The following is an 18,495-nucleotide window of genomic DNA, read 5'->3' on the forward strand; positions in this document are numbered from 1 at the left end:
ACGTCACCGACGACGGCATCGGCATCCCCGACACCGTCGCCACAAGCGGACTGCACAACCTCACCGAACGCGCCCACGAAACAGGCGGCCAGCTCGACCTCGCCCGCCGCGACACCGGCGGCACCCGCCTCACCTGGAACGCGCCCCTGCCGTGAGCTCGCGGCCGGCGCGTCCGCTCACGACGGACGGGGCACGGTGAGCACCGGCTGTTCGGCGAACTCCAGGATGTGCTGGGTGTGGTGCCCGATGTAGGGCTGGCCGGGGCCCCGGTGATCCGCCCTGCCCAGCACCACGAGGTCGGCGCGCCAGGTCCGGGCGCGGTCCAGGATGCACCGCGCCGGCTCGCCCGTGGCCTGTTCGGTCGTCATGGTCACGCCCGCGTCGTGGGCGAGTTTCGCGACATGGGCCAGCAGCGAATCGGCCGCCGCCGCGCGACGTTCGTCCACATCGGACGATGTGGACGCGCGCAGTGTGGCGCCGAGCATGTGGTCGGCGACCACGTGCAGTGCGTGCACGGTCGCCCCGGTGGCGGCGGCGAGTTCGAGTGCGGTGCGCGTCGCGGCGAGCGCGGCCGCCGAATCGTCGACGGGCAGCAGGATCCGGCGGATCATGGTGACACCTCCGCGTTTCGCACGGCGCGCCGGCGGGCAAGACCCTCGGCCCTGTCCTGTTCCTCCAGCGCGAGCTCCAGCTCGGCGAGCGTGGTCCGCAGCTCCGGGATCCAGCGCCGGTCCAGCGCCCGGACCCGCTGCCGCGTCGTCGCGATCTCCCGCTCCACCACGCGCAGCGCCTCGGTCGCGACGGCGTGCCGCACGGCGGCCTCCAGCGCCCGTTGGTGGGCCTCCGCCGCCCGCACGACCGCACCACCGCCCGAGACGGCCGTGCCCTGCGCGCGCCGCGGCGGTGTGACCGTGCCCTCCACGGGGTAGCTCACGCCCATCGAGGTTTTCCACGTGACGGTCACGTCCGCGAGGTCGGCGGTGGTCGCGAGCCGGATCGCCCGCTGCCCACCGGCCAGTTCCGCCCGTATCAGCCACCGGCCGGCTTCCGCGGCGCTGTCCCGCCACTGCCCCGCGGTGTGCTGGGCGCGCAGTTCGAGCCTGCGGTGTTCCTGTTGCAGCGTGCGCAGTTTCTGCTCCAGCAGGCTCGTGGCGGTGGTCGCGGTCGCGAGCCTGCGCCGCAGCCACAACCGCCCGGCCCTGCCCGGCGGAACCCGGACCGTCATTCCCGCTCACCCCCGTGCGCGTCGAGCAGCGCGGCGGGCAGCATCGACAGTTCACGCCGGGGCAGGCGCAGCAGCACGCGCCACGCGCGGTCGAGCGTGTCGTCGATCTTGCGGGCCTCGTCTCGCCGTTGCGTGGCCAGCTCGGCGCGGAACGCGCCCTCCAGCTCCAGGTAGTGCTGATCGGTGCGGCTGAGCGCGTCGGTGCCGACGAGATCCGCCAGTTCCCGGACCTGCCGGGCACGCGCGAGCGCGGCCAGCAGTTGCGCGGCCAGGTCGAGGTGGTCCTCGCGGGTGCGGCCGGGGCCCGCGCCGTGCCGCATGAGCCGCGACAGCGAGGACAACGGGTCCACCGGCGGATATCCGCCGATGGCCTGGGCCGCCGTCGTCAGCACGATCTGTCCTTCGGTGATGTAGCCGGTCAGGTCGGGCACCGGATGCGTGAGGTCACCGGCGGGCATGGTCAGCACGGGCACGATCGTCACCGAGCCCGGCATCCCCCGGATCCGGCCGCACCGTTCGTACAGCGAGGCGAGATCGCTGTAGAGGTAGCCGGGATAACCGCGCCGCGCCGGGATTTCGTTGCGGGCGGCCGAAACCTCCCGCAGCGCCTCCGCGTAGCTGGTCATGTCCGTCAGCACCACGAGTACGTTCCTGCCCTCGGTGAAAGCGAGGTGCTCGGCCACGGTGAGCGCCACCCTCGGGGTGACGATCCGCTCGATGGCCGGGTCGTCGGCGGTGTTGAGCAGCAGCACCAGCTCGCCGGAGACCGACCGCTCCTCCAGTGCGTCCCGCACCAGTGCCGCGTCGGCGTGGGTCAGGCCCATCCCGGCGAACACCACCGAGAACGGTTCACCGCCCGCGCTGGACTGTGCCGCGATCTGGGTGGCGAGGTCCAGGTGCGGCAGCCCGGGCTCGGAGAACACCGGTAGCTTCTGCCCGCGCACCAACGTGGTCAGCGCGTCGATGACCGAGATGCCGGTGTGCACCGGCTCGGCGGGTGGTTCGCGGCGGACCGGGTTGATCGGGTAGCCGGAAACCGGTGCTCGCGTGGCCCCGAAGACCGGCGGGCCGCCGTCGATCGGTTCGCCGCGCCCGTTGCACACCCGGCCCAGCCAGCCGGGGCCGACCGGGATGTGCAGCGGCTCGCCGCTGAACTCCACGCCGGTGCGGCCGGCCGCCATGCCGCCGGTGCCTTCGAGCACCTCGACCACGGCGAGGTCGCGGTCCACCTCCAGCACCTGCCCGTGCCGCCACGGGCCACCGTCGAGCCGGATCCGCGCGAACTCGTCCCAGCCCACCCCGGAGAGCCGGTCCAGCACGAGCAGCGGGCCGCGCAGCTGCCGGACCGAGGTGAACTCCCTGCCGACGCCCCCGGTCACGGTGCCGCCGCCCGCAGTCCGGCCAGCACCGTCTCCAGGCCTTGACGCACTCCGCCCGCGTCGCGCGGGCCGATCTCCTCCCTGGCCCGTACCAGGGGTGAGAAGTCGATGTCCTCGATGACGGCCGCCGGCGCACCCGCGCCGACCGCGGCCTGCGCGGCGTCGACGACGGCGAGCACGGCATCGGTCAGCGCGGCCGTCTTCTCCTCGGCGCAGAAAGCGTCCTGTGTGGACAGTGCGCTCTGCTGCAGGACCGCCTCGCGCAGCAGCCGCGCGCCCAGCAGCGTCATGCGCTCGTGCCCCGGCAACGCCGCCGTGCCGACCAGTTCGGCCAGCGCGGACAGCCGGTCCGCGTCGGCCAGCAGGGCCGTCACCCGGCCCCGTCGCGACGGCCACCGCGGGTCGCCCGAGCGCGCGTGCCAGGCTGCGATGGCCTCGGCGTCGCGCGAGAACGATCCGGACCACGACACGGCGGGGTAATGCCGGGCGTAGGCCAGGTCCCGGTCCAGCGTCCACCGGCACCGCACGAACCGCTCGGTGTGCGCCGTCACCGGCTCGGTCAGGTCACCGCCGGGCGGCGAGACGGCCCCGACGACGGTCACCGAGCCGGACCCGCCGCCGAGTGTCTCGACCGCGCCCGCCCGCTCGTAGAACGCGGCCAGCGCCGACGCCAGTTCCGCCGGATAGCCCTCCTCGGCGGGCAGCGCGCCGGTGCGGGAGCCGAACTCGCGCAGGGCCTCGGCCCATCGCGAGGTCGAATCGGCGATGAGCACCACGTGGTAGCCCATGTCGCGGAAGTACTCCGCCACCGTCATTCCCGTGTGGACACTCGCCTCGCGCGCCATCATCGGCATGTTGGACGTGTTCGCGATGACCACGGTGCGGTCGGCGAGCGTGCCGCCGGTGCGCGGATCGGCGAGGTCGAACAGTTCGGCGACGACCTCGGCCATCTCGTTGCCGCGTTCGCCGCAGCCGACGTAGACGATCACGTCGGCGTCGCACCACTTCGCGAGCTGTTGCAGCAACACGGTTTTCCCGGTCCCGAATCCGCCGGGCACCGCGGCGGAACCACCGCGTGCCACGGGGAAGAGCAAATCCAGTACTCGTTGCCCGGTGTGCAACGGCTCCACCTCGTCGTGGCGGGCGCGATAGGGCCGCGGGGTGCGCACCGGCCAGTGCTCCACGAGCCGCACCGGTGTGCCCGCGACCCGCGCCACGACGGCGTCCTCGGCGTAGGTTCCCGAGTCCACGATGTACTCGACGGGACCGGACACACCGGGCGGCGCGAGCAGCCGGTGTTCGATCGCGCCGACGCCCGGCAGCACGCCGAGCACCCCGCCCTCGCCGAGGTCGTCGCCCGTGGCGACGCGAGGCCGGAACTCCCGGGAAACGACGTCACCGGCGGCGGCACCACCGGGGGCCAGGAACGCGGGCGCCTCCGACAGCGGTCGTAGCAGCCCGTCGAACACGTGCCCCAGCAGGCCCGGCCCGAGCCGCGCCGACAGCGGCGCGCCCCCGGTGGCCGCCGGGTCCCCCGGTGCGAGACCGCCGGTGTACTCGTAGGCCTGGACGGTGACCACGCGGTCCCGGATCGCGACGACCTCGCCCGGAATCCGCAACGGCCCGAGTCCGACGGTGTCGTGCATGGCGACGTCGGTCGTGGCGTCGAGTTCGACCAGCGGACCGGACACCCGGCGCACGCGAGCGTCTTGACCGCTCACGGCGCCCACAGCCCTTCCACGTCCGGCCCGAGTGCGGCGACGGCACGGTCGGCGAACGCGTCCAGCGAGTAGTCCGCGCGCACCCCGGCGCCCTCGGCGAGCACGCCTCCCTCCGGTGCCGTGGTGATCGTGGCGTCCTCGCCGAGCGCGCGGCGCGCCTCGTCGGCCATGCGTTCCAGCAACCGTGGATAGTCCGGATCGGCGCGTAGTTTCCGCAGTTCCGCCGCCACCTGAGCGCGCAACCGCTGGTAGGCGCGCGAACGCGCCCGGAGTTCCGCGGCGCGCACCAGCCGCCGCGCGCGGGCACGCTCGGCCACGGCGGCTTCCGTGCCCTGCGCCTCGCCCTGGTCGCTTGCCTGTTCCCGGATCTGCGTGGCCGCGCGCTCGGCTTCCTCGAGCGCGCGCCGGGCGTCGGCGCGCGCCTCGGAAAGCGTCCGATCGGCATCGGCCCGGGCCCGGTCCAGCAATGCTTCCCGCACGGGCATCAGGGCCGCCGTCTCCTCGGCGGTCATCCCGGCAACACCACCGTCAGCGGCCCGCCGCGCGCGGTCTCCCCCGCGAGGTGCGCCGACGCGGCCGGCGTGAGCACGACGACCGCGACGTCGTCACCCAGGGCGTGCCACGCTTCGCGCACCTGGGCCGCGTCCTCCCCCGCGTGCACGACGGCCCCGGCCAGCGCCCAGCCCGACACCTGCGCCCGCTCGCCGATCACCGCGACTCCGGCCATGGTCAGGCCCGCCCGATGAGGATGATCGCCACGATCAGCCCGTAGATCGCGATGCCCTCGGCGAGACCCACGATCACCATGGCGCGCCCGAAGATCTCCGGCCGTTCGCTCATCGCCGCCAGCGCGGCGCCGCCGGTGTAGGCCACCGCGATCGCCGCGCCGATCGACGAGCCGACCACCGAGATCGCCGCCCCCAGCAGCGCCGCCCAGTTCCCGGTGGTCACCTGCGCGGCCTGGGCGGTCTGCGCGGCCTCGGCCGGACCGCCGGCGAGCACGAACAGCAACAGCGCGAGCCCGCCCGCCGCCAGCAGCCCGTTCATGCCCAGCAGCACCATCAGCCCGGACCGCCGCCGCCCGCGCAGCAGGCGGATCGCGAACAGGAACACCGCGACCGGTACGGGAAGGCCGATCAGCCACGCACTCACGACATCATCTCCTTGTCGTTGCCCGCCGCGGGCAGCCGCCACGGACGGAACGGTTTGCCCTCCCCGACGAAGATCCGGGAAAACAACTCGTAGAACTCCAGCCGCAGCGCCTGAATGGCGGCGACGAGCGCTTCCAGTGCGAACGCGAGCACGTTGCCTGCCGCGAACACCACCACACCCACGAGCGCGCCGGCCCATCCCGAGCGGACCAGACCGGTGGTGCCGCTCCAGATCAGCCAGCCCAGCGCCGCGTGCGTGAGCCCGAAGGCGGCGAGCCGTGCGAACGAGAACAGGTTGGAACCGAGCCGGATCACCGTGTCGAACAGCTCGACACCCGCCTGCGCCGCACCACCCGCGCCGCCACCCGCTTGCGCGTGGAAACCGAGGGCGGCCAGGACGAGACCGAGCGCGGCGAGTACCCCGCCGGCGGCCGTCAGCGCGCCGATGTGCAGGTAGAGTCCTCCCGCCAGCCCGCCGAGACCGAGGAACACGGCCAGGCCCGCGACGCCTGACGAGGCGTAGACCGCCAGCCGGGGCCCGCCTTCCCGCCAGCGGTTGACGATCGCCACCGCGTAGGCGGCGGCGAGCAGCACCGCGCCCACCCCGACCGCCGCGGTCAGCAGCCGCACGGGACTGTCCAGCGGGGCCAGCCACACCACCGGCAGCACCCGGGTCGGGCCGAAGAACTCGCCGTAGAGCACGCCGAACACGATGGCCGCCAGGCCGGCGGCACCGACGAACGGCCAGGCCGCGTGCAGCGACGCGAACCTGCGAGGTCGTCCCGCGCGCAACAGCAGCGCGGCCGCGAGCAGCAGCAGACCGTGGCCGGCGTCGCCGAACATCATGCCGAACATCAGGACGTAGGCGAAGCCCGCGAGTGGCGTCGGATCGACGTCGAAGTAGGGCACCGTGCCGTAGGTGCGGACCAGCGCGGAAAACGACGTGCGCACCTGGCCGCCCGTGGACAGCAGGGTCGGCGGGTCGACGCCGCGCGGCGTCGGCAGCGGGACCACGGCGCCGCCGAAGCCACTAAGCCGCGCCGCCAGATCCGGCAGCTCCGCCTGCGGCGCCCAGCCGGCGAGCATCGCGACCTTCGCGTCCGACGCGGCCGCTCCCACGTACTTCGTGAGCCGCTCGTCGTCGGCCACGGGTGGCTCTCCGGAAACCTGGTCCAGCTGGACGGTGCCGGCCTCGGCGAGCGCGACGAGTGCCGCGCGCATGTCCTCGCGCGGCGCGACGACCGCCACGCGCCGCATCCGTACCGGTTCGCTCGTGCGCCGCCGGTCAGCCGAGTTCATCGAACATCTCCAGCGCCTGCCCGCCGCGTGCGGCAACCTGCAGTGCCGCCCGCACGCGCCAGGCGTCGATCGCGAGGAACGCCACCACGCCGAGCAGCGCGGCCCGGCCCGGCCGTGGCCGGCTCACCAGCACTGTGGCATCGCGTGAAACCCTTGCCCACCAGCGGTTCTCGGCCCGCCACAGCTCGCCGGGGCCGGCGACGTCGGCCAGTGCCCAGCGCGCCGAGGTCCGCAGGCCGGTCACGAACGCGTCCCACGCACCGTCGCCCGCGTGCTGCCCGAGCATGGTCACGGCGCGGCGCGCCACGGGTTCGGCGAGCTCGGCACCGAGCGCGAAACGCTGGCGTGCCACGACAAGCGCGGCACCGCCCGCCGCCCACTCCCCCGCCTCGGGCACCGCGGCCTGCACTCGCGAGGCCCACGACAGTGCCATCGACACCGCGACCGCCGCGGGTGTGCCCTCTCCCGGGTCTTCCCACGGGGTCGCGGTCAGTGCCGCGCGCAACGCCGGCGGCGACCCGGACTCCGCCACGCGCGCCCAGGCGGTGGCCAGCCTGCCGAGTTCGAACAGGCCGCCGGGTTCCTGGCCGGCCAGCGCCCGCGCGTGTTCGACCACGTTGGCGATCTCGAACCAGCCCGACAGGTGCCGCACCAGTCCGGAACCCTCTCGCGGCTGCCATCCGGCGAGTACGCGCAAATGCCACAACGTGGTCGCCGCGACCGCGTGCTCGGCCTCCGCAATGGACTGTCCGGTTCGGACGGAGCGGCCGTAGGGACCGGCCGACAGGGTGGCGATGGCGGCGTCCGCGGACGGGCTGGCGGCGAGCCGCCGCGCTCCTTCGGTCCCGAGCCTGCGGGTGAGCAGCGCTCGCCCGCGCACGTCACCGGTGAGCCATCCGGCGCCCATCACGACCGCACCATCGGCTCGCCGAGGCGATCGAGTGCGGCGCGGGCTGCGGCGACCGCGCGGGCGACATAAGCAGGCATCCGCTCCTCGGCACGCCGCCGCACCTGCTCCGCGGCTTCGGCGGCGGCGCGCGTGGCACGGTCGCGTTCCGCGTCCGCGGGCCGACGGGCGGTCGCGGCCGCCTCCGCCCGCAGTCCCTCGGCACGTTGCCGTGCCCCGGCGACGATCGCGTCGGCGCGCCGGTGCGCGTCGGCGCGAATCCGCTCCCCCTCCGCGACGGCTCGCCGCCGGATCGCGTCCGCGTCCCGCTCGGCGTCGGCCAGCAGCGCGAACACCGGCCCCAGCTCACGATCCCGCTCCGCGACCCGGTCCACGGGCACGCCGCGGCCCGCGGGCGCACCCGGCGTGCCGGCCGGGCGGAACCGCTCCAGGAAGTCGCGCAGTCGCGGCATCGTCACGCCGCCGATCATCAGCCGGAGGGCGGAGACGCCTCCAGGGAAGAACTCCCCTCCGGCTGGGGACTTTGGTCGTCAGCCCTGGTCGTTGTCGGCCGCGAGCGGCGCGGCGCCGTAGAACCGCTTGAGCAGATCCTCGATGAGCGTCACGGTTTCGGCGTGCCCCTCGGTGATCCCGAGCGCCCGCTCCATGCCGAGGATCCGCGCGATCGCCGTGGTGGCCACGACGAGCGCGGCGGGCGGGACGTCGGGCAGGTCCTGGCCCATCGTGCGGGCGATGGCCTCGACCTGGGCCCTGCGGTAGCGCTCGGCGTCGGCGGCGAACGCGACGCGCACGGCTTCGCGATGATTGGACAGCGCCATGAACTCCGTGATCAGCGCCGTGCCCGGATCCTGGCTCAGCTCCCACAGCGCGCGCAGCGGCGGGTTCTGCTCGAGGATGCGCCGCTGCCGTTCCAGTTCGCCGTCCGCACGCCGTTTCAGTACGGCCAGGAACAGATCGTCGAGCGTTTTGAAGTAGTACAGCACCAGCGCGGGCGCGACACCGGCCTCGCGCGCCACCCGCCGCACGCCGACGGCGGCGTACCCCTCGGCCAGCATGAGCCGCTCGGTGGTGTCGAGCAGCAACTGGCGCGTCTCGGATGCCTCGGAACCCATGCGTCGAGCCGGTGTCATGCGCTCATTGTGCTTGACGGCGGCTCGCGAAGGGTGTTAAACAGTTGTTCAACATCCCGGTTTCCCCTCCACCCCACCGAATGAGGTCGCGATGCCAGGACGAGTCGAGGGCAAGGTCGCTTTCATCACCGGCGCCGCCCGAGGGCAGGGCCGCAGTCACGCGGTACGGCTCGCGGAGGAAGGTGCCGACATCATCGCGATCGATGTCTGCCGGCAGCTCGACGGCGTGTCGTTCCCGATGTCCACGCCCCAGGATCTGGAAGAGACCGCCGCGCGGGTGAAAGCGCTGGGGCGGCGCATCCACGCCGTACAGGCCGACGTGCGCGACCACCACGCGCTCGAGGCCGCGGTCGACGAGGGCGTGCGGCAGTTCGGGCGCCTGGACATCGTCGTCGCCAACGCCGGAATCGGCAGCGACGGCACCACACTCGACAAGATGACCGAGAAGGTCTGGCGCGACACCATCGACATCAACCTCACCGGGGTGTGGCTGACCGCGAAGGTGTCGATCCCGCACCTCCTCGCGGGCGGCCGCGGCGGGTCGATCATCATCACGAGCTCCGTCGGCGGCCTCAAGGGCCATCCGCACATCGGCCACTACGTCGCCGCCAAGCACGGCATCGTCGGGCTGATGCGCACGCTGGCGGTCGAACTGGGCCCGCGCGACATCCGCGTCAACACCCTGCACCCGAGCCAGGTCAACACGCCGATGGTGATGCACGAGCGCACTTACAAGATGTTCCGGCCGGACCTGGACAACCCGACGGTCGACGACTTCGCGGCGGTCTCGCAGAGCATGCATCTGCTGCCGACACCGTGGGTGGAGCCGCTCGACATCAGCAATGCCGTGCTGTACCTGGCTTCCGACGAAGGCCGGTTTCTCACCGGCGTTACCCTGCCCATCGACGCCGGGGCCCTGGTCAAATAAGCCGGCCGGCACAAGGAAGTGTTGTCATGAGCACCGTCGCCGAACTGTACTGGGACCCCTACGACGCCGCGCTCGCCCGCGAACCACACCCGGTCTTCGCGCGCCTGCGCGAGGAAATGCCGCTCTACCACAACGAAAAGCACAACTTCTACGCCGTCTCCCGGTTCGCCGACGTGCAGCGCGGCCTCGCCGACTGGCGCACCTACACCTCCACCAAGGGTGACATCCTGGATCTCATCCAATCCGGCATCGAGATCCCGCCCGGCACTCTGATCTTCGAGGACCCTCCGGTGCACGACCTGCACCGCCGCCTGCTCGCCCGGGTCTTCACCCCGCGCCGCATCGCGATGCTCGAACCGCAGGCCCGCGCGTTCTGCCGGAGCGCACTGGATCCCGTGCGTGACACGGACCGGTTCGACCTCGTCGAGGCGGTGAGCGCGCAGATGCCGATGCGCGTGATCGGGATGCTGCTCGGCATCCCGGAAGCCGACCAGGCCGCCATCCGCGACCAGACCGACGCCACGCTGGCCACCGAGGACGGGCAGCGGATGAGCCAGGAAGGCCTGCTGAGCTTCGAGGTGTTCAAGGACTACATCGCCTGGCGCAAGAACAATCCCTCCGACGACCTGATGACCGAACTCATGACGGCCGAGTTCGAGGACGAGAACGGTGTCACGCGCACGCTCACCGACGACGAGGTGCTCACCTACTGCACGGTCGTCGCAGGTGCGGGCAACGAGACGACCGGGCGGCTCATCGGGTGGTTCGGCGCCCTCATGGCCCGCTATCCCGGGCAACGGCGGGAACTCGTCGACGACCCGTCGCTCATTCCCAACGCGATCGAGGAAATCCTGCGCTTCGAACCGACCGGCCCGTTCACCGCACGGTATGTCACCCGCGACGCCGAGTGGTACGGGCAGACCGTGCCCGCGGGCAGCGCCATGCTGTTCATCCAGGCCGCCGCCAACCGCGATCCCCGCCGCTACGACGATCCCGACACCTTCGACATCCACCGAGTCGCCCAGCAGCTCAGTTTCGGCGTCGGCGCGCACTACTGTCTCGGCGCCGCGCTGGCCAGGCTCGAAGGACGCATCGCTGCGGAGGAAATCCTCGGCGCCTTCCCGAGCTGGGAAGTCGACTGGGACAACGCCGAACTCGCCCAGACCTCCACCGTCCGCGGCTACAAGGCCCTCCCCCTCATCGTCGGCTGAAAGGCACCGCCATGACCGAACGCTGGCGGGTGACCGTCGACCACGACATGTGTGTCCACACCGGACTGTGCGCCGCGACCGCCCCGGACGCACTCACCCTCGACGGCGACGGGCAGGGCATTCCCCTCGCCGACACCGTGCCACCGGGCCAGGCACTGCGCGACGCCGCCGAAGGATGCCCGGTGGAGGCCATCACCATCACCGGCGCCGACACGGGAACGCAGATCTTCCCACCACCGTAACGGTCCGGCGGTGCGCGCTCGTCAGCTCATCGCCCGTCCCCGGCGAGGTCGTCGGCGATGTCGCGGGAGCCGTAACCGTCCGGGGCGGCGACCTCGTGCACCGGTTCGTCCCGGTTGTCGAACTCCAGGCGCAGCGCCTTGCTGATCGTCGCGTGCATGTCGTACATGCAGGTGATGTAGGTGAAGAGCAGGATTTCCTCGTCCGGCAGGTGCGCGCGCAGGATCGTGAAGATCTCGTCGTGCACGCGACCGCCGTCGAGCACGAGGCCATCGGTGTAGGCCAGCAGCGCCCGTTCCAGCTCCGAGTAACAGTCCGCGGTCTGCCAGTGCGGGATCGCCTGGATGCGTTCCTCGGACACACCCAGCGCCCGCATCTGCTTGCAGTGCTGGGAAAACACGAAGGTGCTGCCCCGCGCCCAGCCGGCCCGGCACTGGCCCAGCTCGCGCAGCACCGGGTCGAGCCTGGCCTCGCGATACAGGGCGAAACCCCGCACCGCGTGCCGGAAGACCTCGGGTGAGAGGGCGAACACCGTCCACCAGTCGCCGGGGGAACCGGTGGCCGTGCCGTGATCCACCGCAGGGTCGCGGTCGGGCGCGAACAGTCGGTCGTAGTAGTAGCGGATCCGGTCGTCGCTGACCTCGGCTCGCCGAACCTCACGCAATCGGGGCATGCCGCTCCTCGGGCAGAACGCGGTCGGCGGCCGTCCGCGGTTCGTGGGACACGTCGGCGTCGGTGAATTCGCGCATCCAGCAGGCGAATTCGAGCAGCGCGCCGTCGGGATCCTGGAAGTAGAACGAGCGGACGAACGTGCCTTCGTGGACGTCCCGCGAAACCCCGGCGGGGCTGTCGTCGTGGTTGAGCACGGGGCTCACCGCGACACCCTTGCTCCGCAGCTTTTCCCGGTACTCGTCGAATTTCTCGACGGGAACGTGGAAAGCGACGTGGTTCATCGAGCCGACGGCGCTGGTCAGCTCACCGGCACCGGGCATGGACGCCGGCGCGGACACCCCCGGCATCCCGTCGGGCGCGGTGGGAAACCAGAAGAACGCGATCTGGTTACCACCGCCGCAGTCGAAGAAGAAATGCTGGCCCATGCCGCCGGGCAGTTCCAGCGTCTTCACCAGCGGCATGCCGAGCACGCCCGAGTAGAAGTCGATCGTCGCCCGCATGTCGGACGACACGAGCGCGAGATGGTTGATTCCGCCGAGTTCGAACTCGGTGTTGCGGCTGCTCATCAGACCTCCTGCCGATCTCCGCGCGGCAACCCGGAGGCGCCCGCACGCAAGTTGACTTGACAGTCAGATCAAGTTCATCCGATGCTGGCAGCCTGTTCCCCGGAACGGAACTTGTCAAGGGAGTGACCCGGATGCCCGAAGCCGTGGCAGCACTGACCGAGCGTGGTGCCCGCACGCGCGAGCGGATCCTGCTCGCCGCGCGCGAAGTGTTCGAGGAACAGGGGTTTCTCGACACCCGGATCACGCACATCACCCGCCGTGCCCGGGTCGCCTACGGCAGCTTCTACACCTACTTCCCCACCAAGGAAGCGGTGTTCTTCGAACTGGCCGACCGGCTGTTCGAGGACATGACCACGCACGAGCCCGCCACCGCGGCGACCCCGGCCGAGCGCATCCGCGGGGTGAACCGCGCCTACTACGAGGCCTACCGGCGCAACGCCCGGCTGATGGCGATCGTCGAGCAGGTGGCCACGTTCAACGAGGAGTTCGCCGGCCGCCGCCGCGCGCACCGGGCGTGGCATGTCGAACGGTCGGCGCGCGCGATCCGCCGCTGGCAGCGCGACGGGGCCGTGGACGCCACCCTCGATCCCCGGATGGCCGCCCGCGCGCTCGCCGCCATGGTCGACCACTCGCTGTACCTGTGGCTGGTGCACGACGGGGGCCCGGACGCCGGCACCCTCCTGGACACCCTCGACGCGCTCACCGCGCGGGCCCTCGGCCTGCCCGGCTGAGCTGAGTGTCTATTCGGGACGGTCGAGTTCGGCGAGCAGAGCCCGTACGCGGCGGTCGATCTCGTCCCGGATCGGGCGGATCCGCTCGGCGGGCTTGCCCGCCGGATCCTCCAGTTCCCAGTCCAGGTAACGCTTGCCGGGAAAGACCGGGCAGGCGTCGCCGCAGCCCATGGTGATCACGACGTCGGCGGCTTCGACGGCTTCGGTGGTCAGCGGCTTGGGGAATTCCTTGGTCAGGTTCAGGCCGATCTCGTTCATCACCTCGACGACGGCGGGGTTGATGGTGCCGGCGGGGGCGGACCCGGCGGAGCGGACGGTGACGCGCCCGGCGGCGTGATGGTCGAGCAGGGCCGCGGCCATCTGGGAGCGCCCGGCGTTGTGGACGCAGACGAACAGAACCTCGGGGGTGGACATGGCAGCTCCGGGGAGTGTGGCGGTGAACGGGTGTCAGGGCCGGTGATGCGCGAAACGGCCGCGTAGCGCGAGCGAGACGTAGACCAGCCCGACCAGGACCGGTACCTCGATGAGCGGGCCGACGACTCCGGCCAGTGCCTGCCCGCTGGTGGCGCCGAAGGTGGCGATCGCGACCGCGATGGCGAGTTCGAAGTTGTTGCCCGCGGCGGTGAACGCGAGCGTGGTGGTGCGTTCGTAGCTCAGCCCGATGGCCTTGCCCAACAGGTAGGACCCCGCCCACATGAGCGCGAAGTAGGCCAGCAGCGGCAGCGCGATGCGGGCGACGTCGAGCGGGCGGCTGGTGATCTGGTGCCCCTGCAGGGCGAAGAGAATCACGATGGTGAACAGCAGCCCGTACAGCGCGATGGGCCCGACCTTGGGCAGGAACCGGCTTTCGTACCATTCGCGGCCTTTGGCGCGTTCGCCCAGCCTGCGCGAGAGATATCCGGCCACGAGCGGGATGCCGAGGAAGATGAGCACGCTCTTGGCGATCTGCCAGCCCGACACCGCGAGATCGGTGGTCGCCAGGCCGAGCCAGCCGGGCAGGACCGAGAGGTAGAACCAGCCGAGCACACCGAACATGACCACCTGGAACACCGAGTTGAGCGCGACCAGCACCGCGGCGGCCTCCCGGTCGCCGCAGGCCAGGTCGTTCCAGATGATGACCATGGCGATGCACCGGGCGAGGCCGACGATGATCAGTCCGGTGCGGTACTCCGGCAGATCGGGCAGCAGCAGCCAGGCCAGCGCGAACATCAGCGCCGGGCCGATGAGCCAGTTCAGCACGAGCGACGGCAGCAGCAGCCTGCGGTCTCGCGTGACGGTGTCGAGCCGGTCGTAGCGGACCTTGGCCAGCACCGGGTACATCATCACCAGCAGCCCGAGCGCGATCGGCAGCGAGATCCCGTCGACCGCGACCGCGTTCAGCGCCGTGCCGAGCCCGGGGATCCAGCGTCCGGCCAGCAGCCCGGCGACCATGGCGGCCGCGATCCACACCGGCAGGAAACGGTCCAGAGCGGACAGTTTCGCGACCACGCCGTCCGGGCGGGTGTCCGTGTGGCTCACGCGACCACCGCCGGCTGCAGCACCGCCGACAAGCGGGCGAGGGCGGCGGGCTCGGCACGGTAGTAGATCCAGGTGCCCCGCCGCTCGCCGGTGATCAGGCCGGACTCACGCAGCACCTTCAGATGGTGCGAGATCGTCGGCCCGGTCAGCTCGAACGCGCCGGTGAGGTCGCAGACGCAGGCCTCTCCCCCGTCGTGCGAGGCGATCAGCGACAGTAGCCGCAACCGCACCGGATCCGCCACGGCCTTGAACAGCCGCGCGAGTTCCTCGGCCTGCGGTCCGGTCAACGGCTCCCGCACCAGCGGCGCGCCACACGCCGGCGCGCAGGCGTCCGGGCTCTGATTCGACATACGTCAATTTAAACATGCCTCTATCTTGACGTCCATCTAGGCAGAGGTGCACGCTATTCATCGACAGCGGTCGATTAAAGAATGAAGGAGCGACCCGATGCCAGACAAGGACGACGAGGTGCGCGAGCAGGTCCGGGAGCGCTACGCCGCGGCGGCGGTGGCGGTCACCGAAGGCGAGCGCGGCTCGTGCTGCGGGGAGGGTTCGTGCTCGCCGAGCGAGCTCACCGGCGGGTTGTACGGCGACCTCAGTGGCGAGGAGCTGCCCGGCGAAGCGGTGCTGGCCAGCCTCGGCTGCGGGAACCCGCTCGCCGTCGCCGAGCTGCGCGAGGGTGAGACGGTGCTGGACCTCGGCTCGGGCGGCGGGATCGACGTGCTGCTGTCCGCGCGGCGCGTGGGCCCGGCGGGCAAGGTGTACGGGCTGGACATGACCGAGGAGATGCTCGCGCTGGCCCGGGACAACGCCCGCAAAGCCGGAGCGTCCAATGTGGAATTTCTCAAGGGGCACATCGAGGCCGTCCCGCTGCCGGCGAACCGGGTCGACGTGGTCATCTCCAACTGCGTGATCAACCTCTCGGTCGACAAGCCCGCCGTGTTCGCGGAGATGTTCCGGGTACTGGCGCCCGGCGGGCGGATCGGGATCAGCGACGTGGTGGCCGAGGACGACCTGACACCCGCCGACCGCGCCGCCCGCGGCGACTACGTGGGCTGCATCGCCGGTGCCCTGTCCTTCGCCGAGTACCGCGCCGGGCTCGCCGCGGCCGGATTCACCGATATCGGCATCACCCCGACCCACGCCGCGGCGCAGGGCATGCACTCGGCGATCGTGCGCGCGGTCAAGCCGGCCGCCAACGGCTGACCGACTCGTGCCGGTATCCGGTGCGCGGGTTACCGTATGGCCATGAGCATCGCCCGCCGCCACCACCTGGCGCGCTGGACGCTGCTCGCGATCCTGGCGGTGAGCCTGGTCTTCATGCACCACACGCCGGTCGACCAGATGTCTCCCGGCCACGGCGCGGTCGCCGTGGCCGCCACGACGACCGGTCCCGCCCCGGCGGTGTCGCCCGCGCCCATGCCCGACGAGCAAGGCATGGGCGCGATGCTGCACCAATGCCTGGCCGTGTTCGGGCAACTCCTCGCCGGCGCGCTGCTGGTGCTGTTGCTGGCCATCGGCTTCGCCCGGCTCACCGGCGGGCACCGGCTACTCCGCCCGCGTGCGCTCGCGCGCGCCCCGGACCGTCCGGACAGACCGGGCGGCCGGTCCCTGCTCGCTTCGGTGTGCGTGTTGCGGCTGTGACGTGACGCGGTTTTTTCGCGTCCAGCACGACACCAGACACCGAAGGAAGAACATCGTGAACAAGACAATTCTGGGTATCGCCGTGTCTATTGCCGCCGCGGGCCTGCTGGCGGCCTGCGGCAGTGGCGACGACTCCGCGCACAGCGGGATGGGCATGAGCGCCTCGGCACCGGCGTCCGCCTCGGCGCAGGCCGGTTCGCACAACGCGGCCGACGTCACCTTCGCGCAGCAGATGATCCCGCACCACCGGCAGGCCGTGGAGATGGCAGGCCTGGCCGCGTCGCGGAGTACGAACAGCCAGGTCAAGGATCTGGCCGACCGGATCGAAAAGGCACAGGACCCGGAAATCCAGCAGATGACCGCCTGGCTCGGGCAGTGGGGCGCGGCGGCTCCCGCGAGCACGATGGCGTCGATGCCCGGCATGGGCAACGACTCGATGCCGGGCATGATGAGCGACGCCGACATGCAGAAACTCCAGCAGGCCGGCGGCGCGGCCTTCGACAAGATGTTCCTGCAGATGATGGTCGAGCACCACGAGGGCGCCGTCTCGATGGGCAAGACCGAACTGGCGCAGGGCAGCAACCCCGACGCCAAAGCCCTGGCGCAGCGCATCATCGACAGCCAGACGGCCGAGATCACCGAGATGCGGCAGTTGCTGACCACCGTGTGAGCCGCGGGGTGGGGAGCGACGCGCTCCCCACCCCAGGACTCCGCTGGACCGGACCGCGCGTGCGCGGCACCATGGTCATGACCGGCACCGCGTTTCCACGACACGAATCGGCGACGGCATATGACACCCCGGCCAGGCAAGGCGTGGTTGAGCATCCTCGCGCTCGCGCTCGCTTCGCTGACCGGATGCGACGGCGGCGCCACGACTACGCCCGGCGCGCCCGCGATCGTCGCGCCCTACGTCACCGCCGATCCGCGTGGGGCCTCCGCCGCCGCGGCGGCGCTGGCAGGCGCCCCCGTGCGGCGTTTCGTGCTCGCGTTCGCGCTCGCCCAAGACGGCCGGTGCGCACCGGCATGGAACGGGGACACGCCGCCCGGTGCCGGTCCCGCGGCGGACATCGTGCGCGCCGTGACCGCGGCCGGTGGTTCGGTCGCGGTCGCCAGTGGCGGCGCGTCGGGCACCTACCTGGAGAACACGTGCGCGACGGCCACGGACCTGGCCACCGCGTACCGGACGGTGCTCGCGTCGGCCCACGCCGACACGCTCGACCTCGACGTCGAGACCCGCGTCCCGGTCGATCTCGTGGCCGACGCGGTGTCCACGATCCAGCACGAACTCGGCATCCGGGTCGTCGTCACCGCCGAGGTCGCCGACGATCGCCGCGGGCTCGACGCCAACGGGCTGGACATGGTGCGGGCGCTCGCGGCGCGCGGGATCGAGCCGACGGTGAACGCGATGGTCATGAACTTCCCCGCCACCCGCGACTGGAGTTCCGCGCTCACCGCCGCGGCGGACACGGTGACCGGTCAGCTCGCGCGGATCTGGCCCGCCGGCGGGCTCGACGCCGCCTACCGCCGGCTCGGGCTGACCTTTATGGCGGGCCGCAACGACACGGGACCCATCACGACCCTCGCCGATGCCGGAACCTTGCGTGACTACGCGGACGCGCATCGCATCGCGTTCTTCGGATTCTGGTCCCTGGCAAGGGATAACGGCGGCTGTCCCGGCGCCGCCACCGCGCGGGCGGACTGCAGCGGCGTGGCACAGGCGCCGCTCGATTTCACGCGCGCCCTGATCTCACGACCGTGACAAGAACGAATCGGTGACGGTTCGATACACCGCCGCGGATTTGGGTAACAACAGGCAGGGCCGGGGCGAAAGGCACAGTGAGGCCCAAGACCCAGGTTGCTCATCCAGGTGCGGATCGATCACCCGGGGGGTACCGGAATGGTTTCCGGAACCGGGTGTCCTCCTCCCGATTCGGAGGAGGGCCCCTTCGTCTGGCCGGTGTTCGTGGACCGGCGTGGGTACCGCCGTCCCGCGATGCGCGTGGCCGCATGGTGTGTTGCACTCGTCTGTGTCGGCTTCCTGTGCGCGGTCGGGCTGCTGCTGATCGACCGGGCCGGCCCGGATCTCTCCGGCCACGTCGGCGGTTCGGCAGGGCCCGCGGGCGCTCCGACGAGCCAGCCCGTCACCACGACGCCCGCGGACGAGGAGCCCTGA

The 18,495-nt window shown here is 71.7% G+C and carries 25 protein-coding genes; 9 read left to right on the plus strand and 16 right to left on the minus strand.

The window, feature by feature from the left end:
- Nucleotides 1-176: 176 nt before the first annotated feature.
- The 11 genes from HFP15_RS39070 to HFP15_RS39120 form a co-directional block, all read right to left on the minus strand.
- Nucleotides 177-611 (minus strand): universal stress protein, encoded by a 435-nt coding sequence (locus HFP15_RS39070; protein WP_168523103.1) that lies wholly within the window; start codon nt 609-611, stop codon nt 177-179.
- The gene (locus tag HFP15_RS39075; RefSeq protein ID WP_168523105.1) at nt 608-1,225 is read right to left on the minus strand and encodes a V-type ATP synthase subunit D; all 618 of its coding nucleotides are present in this window, start codon (nt 1,223-1,225) and stop codon (nt 608-610) included. The genes HFP15_RS39070 and HFP15_RS39075 overlap by 4 nt, the downstream gene beginning before the upstream one ends.
- Nucleotides 1,222-2,604 carry a V-type ATP synthase subunit B gene (locus HFP15_RS39080; protein WP_168523107.1) on the minus strand — a complete coding sequence of 461 codons (1,383 nt, stop codon included), beginning with the start codon at nt 2,602-2,604 and terminating at the stop codon, nt 1,222-1,224. The genes HFP15_RS39075 and HFP15_RS39080 overlap by 4 nt, the downstream gene beginning before the upstream one ends.
- A complete protein-coding gene (locus HFP15_RS39085) occupies nt 2,601-4,325 on the minus strand; it encodes a V-type ATP synthase subunit A (protein ID WP_312871971.1) in 1,725 nt (574 codons plus the stop codon). Before HFP15_RS39085 ends, HFP15_RS39080 begins: the two co-directional genes overlap by 4 nt.
- Nucleotides 4,322-4,837, minus strand: a complete 516-nt coding sequence (locus HFP15_RS39090; RefSeq protein ID WP_168523111.1) for a V-type ATP synthase subunit E — start codon at nt 4,835-4,837, stop codon at nt 4,322-4,324. Before HFP15_RS39090 ends, HFP15_RS39085 begins: the two co-directional genes overlap by 4 nt.
- Nucleotides 4,834-5,052, minus strand: coding sequence for a V-type proton ATPase subunit F family protein (locus tag HFP15_RS39095; RefSeq protein ID WP_210718463.1), 219 nt, complete (start codon nt 5,050-5,052; stop codon nt 4,834-4,836). Before HFP15_RS39095 ends, HFP15_RS39090 begins: the two co-directional genes overlap by 4 nt.
- A gap of 2 nt (nt 5,053-5,054) precedes the next feature.
- Entirely contained in the window at nt 5,055-5,477 is a 423-nt protein-coding gene (locus HFP15_RS39100) for an ATP synthase subunit C (RefSeq protein WP_168523113.1), read from the minus strand.
- Nucleotides 5,474-6,775, minus strand: coding sequence for a V-type ATPase 116kDa subunit family protein (locus tag HFP15_RS39105; protein WP_168523115.1), 1,302 nt, complete (start codon nt 6,773-6,775; stop codon nt 5,474-5,476). The genes HFP15_RS39100 and HFP15_RS39105 overlap by 4 nt, the downstream gene beginning before the upstream one ends.
- On the minus strand, nt 6,762-7,682 hold the full coding sequence (locus HFP15_RS39110; protein ID WP_168523117.1) for a hypothetical protein: 921 nt from the start codon (nt 7,680-7,682) through the stop codon (nt 6,762-6,764). Before HFP15_RS39110 ends, HFP15_RS39105 begins: the two co-directional genes overlap by 14 nt.
- A complete protein-coding gene (locus tag HFP15_RS39115; protein ID WP_168523119.1) occupies nt 7,682-8,140 on the minus strand; it encodes an ATP synthase subunit B family protein in 459 nt (152 codons plus the stop codon). Before HFP15_RS39115 ends, HFP15_RS39110 begins: the two co-directional genes overlap by 1 nt.
- 72 nt (nt 8,141-8,212) lie before the next feature.
- Nucleotides 8,213-8,812 carry a TetR/AcrR family transcriptional regulator gene (locus HFP15_RS39120; RefSeq protein ID WP_168523121.1) on the minus strand — a complete coding sequence of 200 codons (600 nt, stop codon included), beginning with the start codon at nt 8,810-8,812 and terminating at the stop codon, nt 8,213-8,215.
- Between the two features lie 91 nt (nt 8,813-8,903).
- On the opposite strand from HFP15_RS39120, the gene HFP15_RS39125 reads away from it, so the two are divergent.
- Genes HFP15_RS39125 through HFP15_RS39135 form a run of 3 tightly spaced genes read left to right on the plus strand, consistent with a single transcriptional unit; the run spans nt 8,904 to nt 11,193 of the window.
- On the plus strand, nt 8,904-9,740 hold the full coding sequence (locus HFP15_RS39125) for a mycofactocin-coupled SDR family oxidoreductase (RefSeq protein ID WP_168523123.1): 837 nt from the start codon (nt 8,904-8,906) through the stop codon (nt 9,738-9,740).
- Between the two features lie 26 nt (nt 9,741-9,766).
- Nucleotides 9,767-10,951, plus strand: a complete 1,185-nt coding sequence (locus HFP15_RS39130) for a cytochrome P450 (protein ID WP_168523125.1) — start codon at nt 9,767-9,769, stop codon at nt 10,949-10,951.
- Nucleotides 10,952-10,962: 11 nt separating this feature from the next.
- Nucleotides 10,963-11,193, plus strand: a complete 231-nt coding sequence (locus HFP15_RS39135) for a ferredoxin (RefSeq protein WP_168523127.1) — start codon at nt 10,963-10,965, stop codon at nt 11,191-11,193.
- 26 nt (nt 11,194-11,219) lie between these two features.
- Here the strand turns inward: HFP15_RS39135 and HFP15_RS39140 are convergent, their stop codons facing one another.
- Together HFP15_RS39140 and HFP15_RS39145 are read right to left on the minus strand one after the other, a co-directional pair.
- Nucleotides 11,220-11,864, minus strand: coding sequence for a carboxymuconolactone decarboxylase family protein (locus tag HFP15_RS39140; RefSeq protein ID WP_168523129.1), 645 nt, complete (start codon nt 11,862-11,864; stop codon nt 11,220-11,222).
- On the minus strand, nt 11,848-12,429 hold the full coding sequence (locus HFP15_RS39145; protein ID WP_168523131.1) for a VOC family protein: 582 nt from the start codon (nt 12,427-12,429) through the stop codon (nt 11,848-11,850). The genes HFP15_RS39140 and HFP15_RS39145 overlap by 17 nt, the downstream gene beginning before the upstream one ends.
- A 131-nt stretch (nt 12,430-12,560) precedes the next feature.
- Between HFP15_RS39145 and HFP15_RS39150 the strand changes: the two genes are divergently transcribed.
- Nucleotides 12,561-13,160, plus strand: coding sequence for a TetR/AcrR family transcriptional regulator (locus HFP15_RS39150; RefSeq protein WP_168523133.1), 600 nt, complete (start codon nt 12,561-12,563; stop codon nt 13,158-13,160).
- 9 nt (nt 13,161-13,169) lie between these two features.
- On the opposite strand, the gene HFP15_RS39155 is transcribed toward HFP15_RS39150, so the two are convergent.
- From HFP15_RS39155 to HFP15_RS39165, 3 genes are read right to left on the minus strand one after another with little or no spacing between them, the layout of a single operon-like run.
- Nucleotides 13,170-13,574, minus strand: coding sequence for an arsenate reductase ArsC (locus tag HFP15_RS39155; protein ID WP_168523135.1), 405 nt, complete (start codon nt 13,572-13,574; stop codon nt 13,170-13,172).
- A gap of 33 nt (nt 13,575-13,607) precedes the next feature.
- A complete protein-coding gene (gene arsB / locus HFP15_RS39160) occupies nt 13,608-14,678 on the minus strand; it encodes an ACR3 family arsenite efflux transporter (RefSeq protein ID WP_168523137.1) in 1,071 nt (356 codons plus the stop codon).
- The gene (locus tag HFP15_RS39165; RefSeq protein WP_168523139.1) at nt 14,675-15,028 is read right to left on the minus strand and encodes an ArsR/SmtB family transcription factor; all 354 of its coding nucleotides are present in this window, start codon (nt 15,026-15,028) and stop codon (nt 14,675-14,677) included. Before HFP15_RS39165 ends, arsB begins: the two co-directional genes overlap by 4 nt.
- Nucleotides 15,029-15,125: 97 nt before the next feature.
- Between HFP15_RS39165 and arsM the strand changes: the two genes are divergently transcribed.
- From arsM to HFP15_RS39190, 5 genes are all read left to right on the plus strand, one after another.
- Nucleotides 15,126-15,884, plus strand: a complete 759-nt coding sequence (gene arsM, locus HFP15_RS39170) for an arsenite methyltransferase (protein WP_168523141.1) — start codon at nt 15,126-15,128, stop codon at nt 15,882-15,884.
- A gap of 42 nt (nt 15,885-15,926) precedes the next feature.
- Entirely contained in the window at nt 15,927-16,322 is a 396-nt protein-coding gene (locus HFP15_RS39175) for a hypothetical protein (RefSeq protein WP_168523143.1), read from the plus strand.
- A gap of 55 nt (nt 16,323-16,377) precedes the next feature.
- Complete coding sequence (locus HFP15_RS39180; protein WP_312871973.1) at nt 16,378-16,992, plus strand: DUF305 domain-containing protein; 615 nt, start codon at nt 16,378-16,380, stop codon at nt 16,990-16,992.
- 120 nt (nt 16,993-17,112) lie between these two features.
- Complete coding sequence (locus tag HFP15_RS39185; protein WP_168523145.1) at nt 17,113-18,081, plus strand: glycoside hydrolase family 18 protein; 969 nt, start codon at nt 17,113-17,115, stop codon at nt 18,079-18,081.
- A gap of 138 nt (nt 18,082-18,219) precedes the next feature.
- Nucleotides 18,220-18,495: a hypothetical protein gene (locus HFP15_RS39190; RefSeq protein ID WP_168523147.1), complete on the plus strand. Its 276-nt coding sequence runs from the start codon at nt 18,220-18,222 to the stop codon at nt 18,493-18,495.

It is taken from the genome of Amycolatopsis acididurans, assembly GCF_012328925.1.
In the GTDB taxonomy this organism is placed as follows: domain Bacteria; phylum Actinomycetota; class Actinomycetes; order Mycobacteriales; family Pseudonocardiaceae; genus Amycolatopsis_E; species Amycolatopsis_E acididurans.

Excerpts from the sequence above, each read along its gene's own strand:
- HFP15_RS39070 (WP_168523103.1), bottom strand. The coding sequence starts at position 611 with ATGATCCGCCGGATCCTGCTGCCCGTCGACGATTCGGCGGCCGCGCTC.
- HFP15_RS39075 (WP_168523105.1), bottom strand. The coding sequence starts at position 1,225 with ATGACGGTCCGGGTTCCGCCGGGCAGGGCCGGGCGGTTGTGGCTGCGG.
- HFP15_RS39090 (WP_168523111.1), bottom strand. The coding sequence starts at position 4,837 with ATGACCGCCGAGGAGACGGCGGCCCTGATGCCCGTGCGGGAAGCATTG.
- HFP15_RS39095 (WP_210718463.1), bottom strand. The coding sequence starts at position 5,052 with ATGGCCGGAGTCGCGGTGATCGGCGAGCGGGCGCAGGTGTCGGGCTGG.
- HFP15_RS39105 (WP_168523115.1), bottom strand. The coding sequence starts at position 6,775 with ATGAACTCGGCTGACCGGCGGCGCACGAGCGAACCGGTACGGATGCGG.
- HFP15_RS39110 (WP_168523117.1), bottom strand. The coding sequence starts at position 7,682 with ATGGGCGCCGGATGGCTCACCGGTGACGTGCGCGGGCGAGCGCTGCTC.
- HFP15_RS39120 (WP_168523121.1), bottom strand. The coding sequence starts at position 8,812 with ATGACACCGGCTCGACGCATGGGTTCCGAGGCATCCGAGACGCGCCAG.
- HFP15_RS39125 (WP_168523123.1), top strand. The coding sequence starts at position 8,904 with ATGCCAGGACGAGTCGAGGGCAAGGTCGCTTTCATCACCGGCGCCGCC.
- HFP15_RS39130 (WP_168523125.1), top strand. The coding sequence starts at position 9,767 with ATGAGCACCGTCGCCGAACTGTACTGGGACCCCTACGACGCCGCGCTC.
- HFP15_RS39135 (WP_168523127.1), top strand. The coding sequence starts at position 10,963 with ATGACCGAACGCTGGCGGGTGACCGTCGACCACGACATGTGTGTCCAC.
- HFP15_RS39140 (WP_168523129.1), bottom strand. The coding sequence starts at position 11,864 with ATGCCCCGATTGCGTGAGGTTCGGCGAGCCGAGGTCAGCGACGACCGG.
- HFP15_RS39145 (WP_168523131.1), bottom strand. The coding sequence starts at position 12,429 with ATGAGCAGCCGCAACACCGAGTTCGAACTCGGCGGAATCAACCATCTC.
- HFP15_RS39150 (WP_168523133.1), top strand. The coding sequence starts at position 12,561 with ATGCCCGAAGCCGTGGCAGCACTGACCGAGCGTGGTGCCCGCACGCGC.
- HFP15_RS39155 (WP_168523135.1), bottom strand. The coding sequence starts at position 13,574 with ATGTCCACCCCCGAGGTTCTGTTCGTCTGCGTCCACAACGCCGGGCGC.
- HFP15_RS39165 (WP_168523139.1), bottom strand. The coding sequence starts at position 15,028 with ATGTCGAATCAGAGCCCGGACGCCTGCGCGCCGGCGTGTGGCGCGCCG.
- arsM (WP_168523141.1), top strand. The coding sequence starts at position 15,126 with ATGCCAGACAAGGACGACGAGGTGCGCGAGCAGGTCCGGGAGCGCTAC.
- HFP15_RS39175 (WP_168523143.1), top strand. The coding sequence starts at position 15,927 with ATGAGCATCGCCCGCCGCCACCACCTGGCGCGCTGGACGCTGCTCGCG.
- HFP15_RS39185 (WP_168523145.1), top strand. The coding sequence starts at position 17,113 with ATGACACCCCGGCCAGGCAAGGCGTGGTTGAGCATCCTCGCGCTCGCG.
- HFP15_RS39190 (WP_168523147.1), top strand. The coding sequence starts at position 18,220 with ATGGTTTCCGGAACCGGGTGTCCTCCTCCCGATTCGGAGGAGGGCCCC.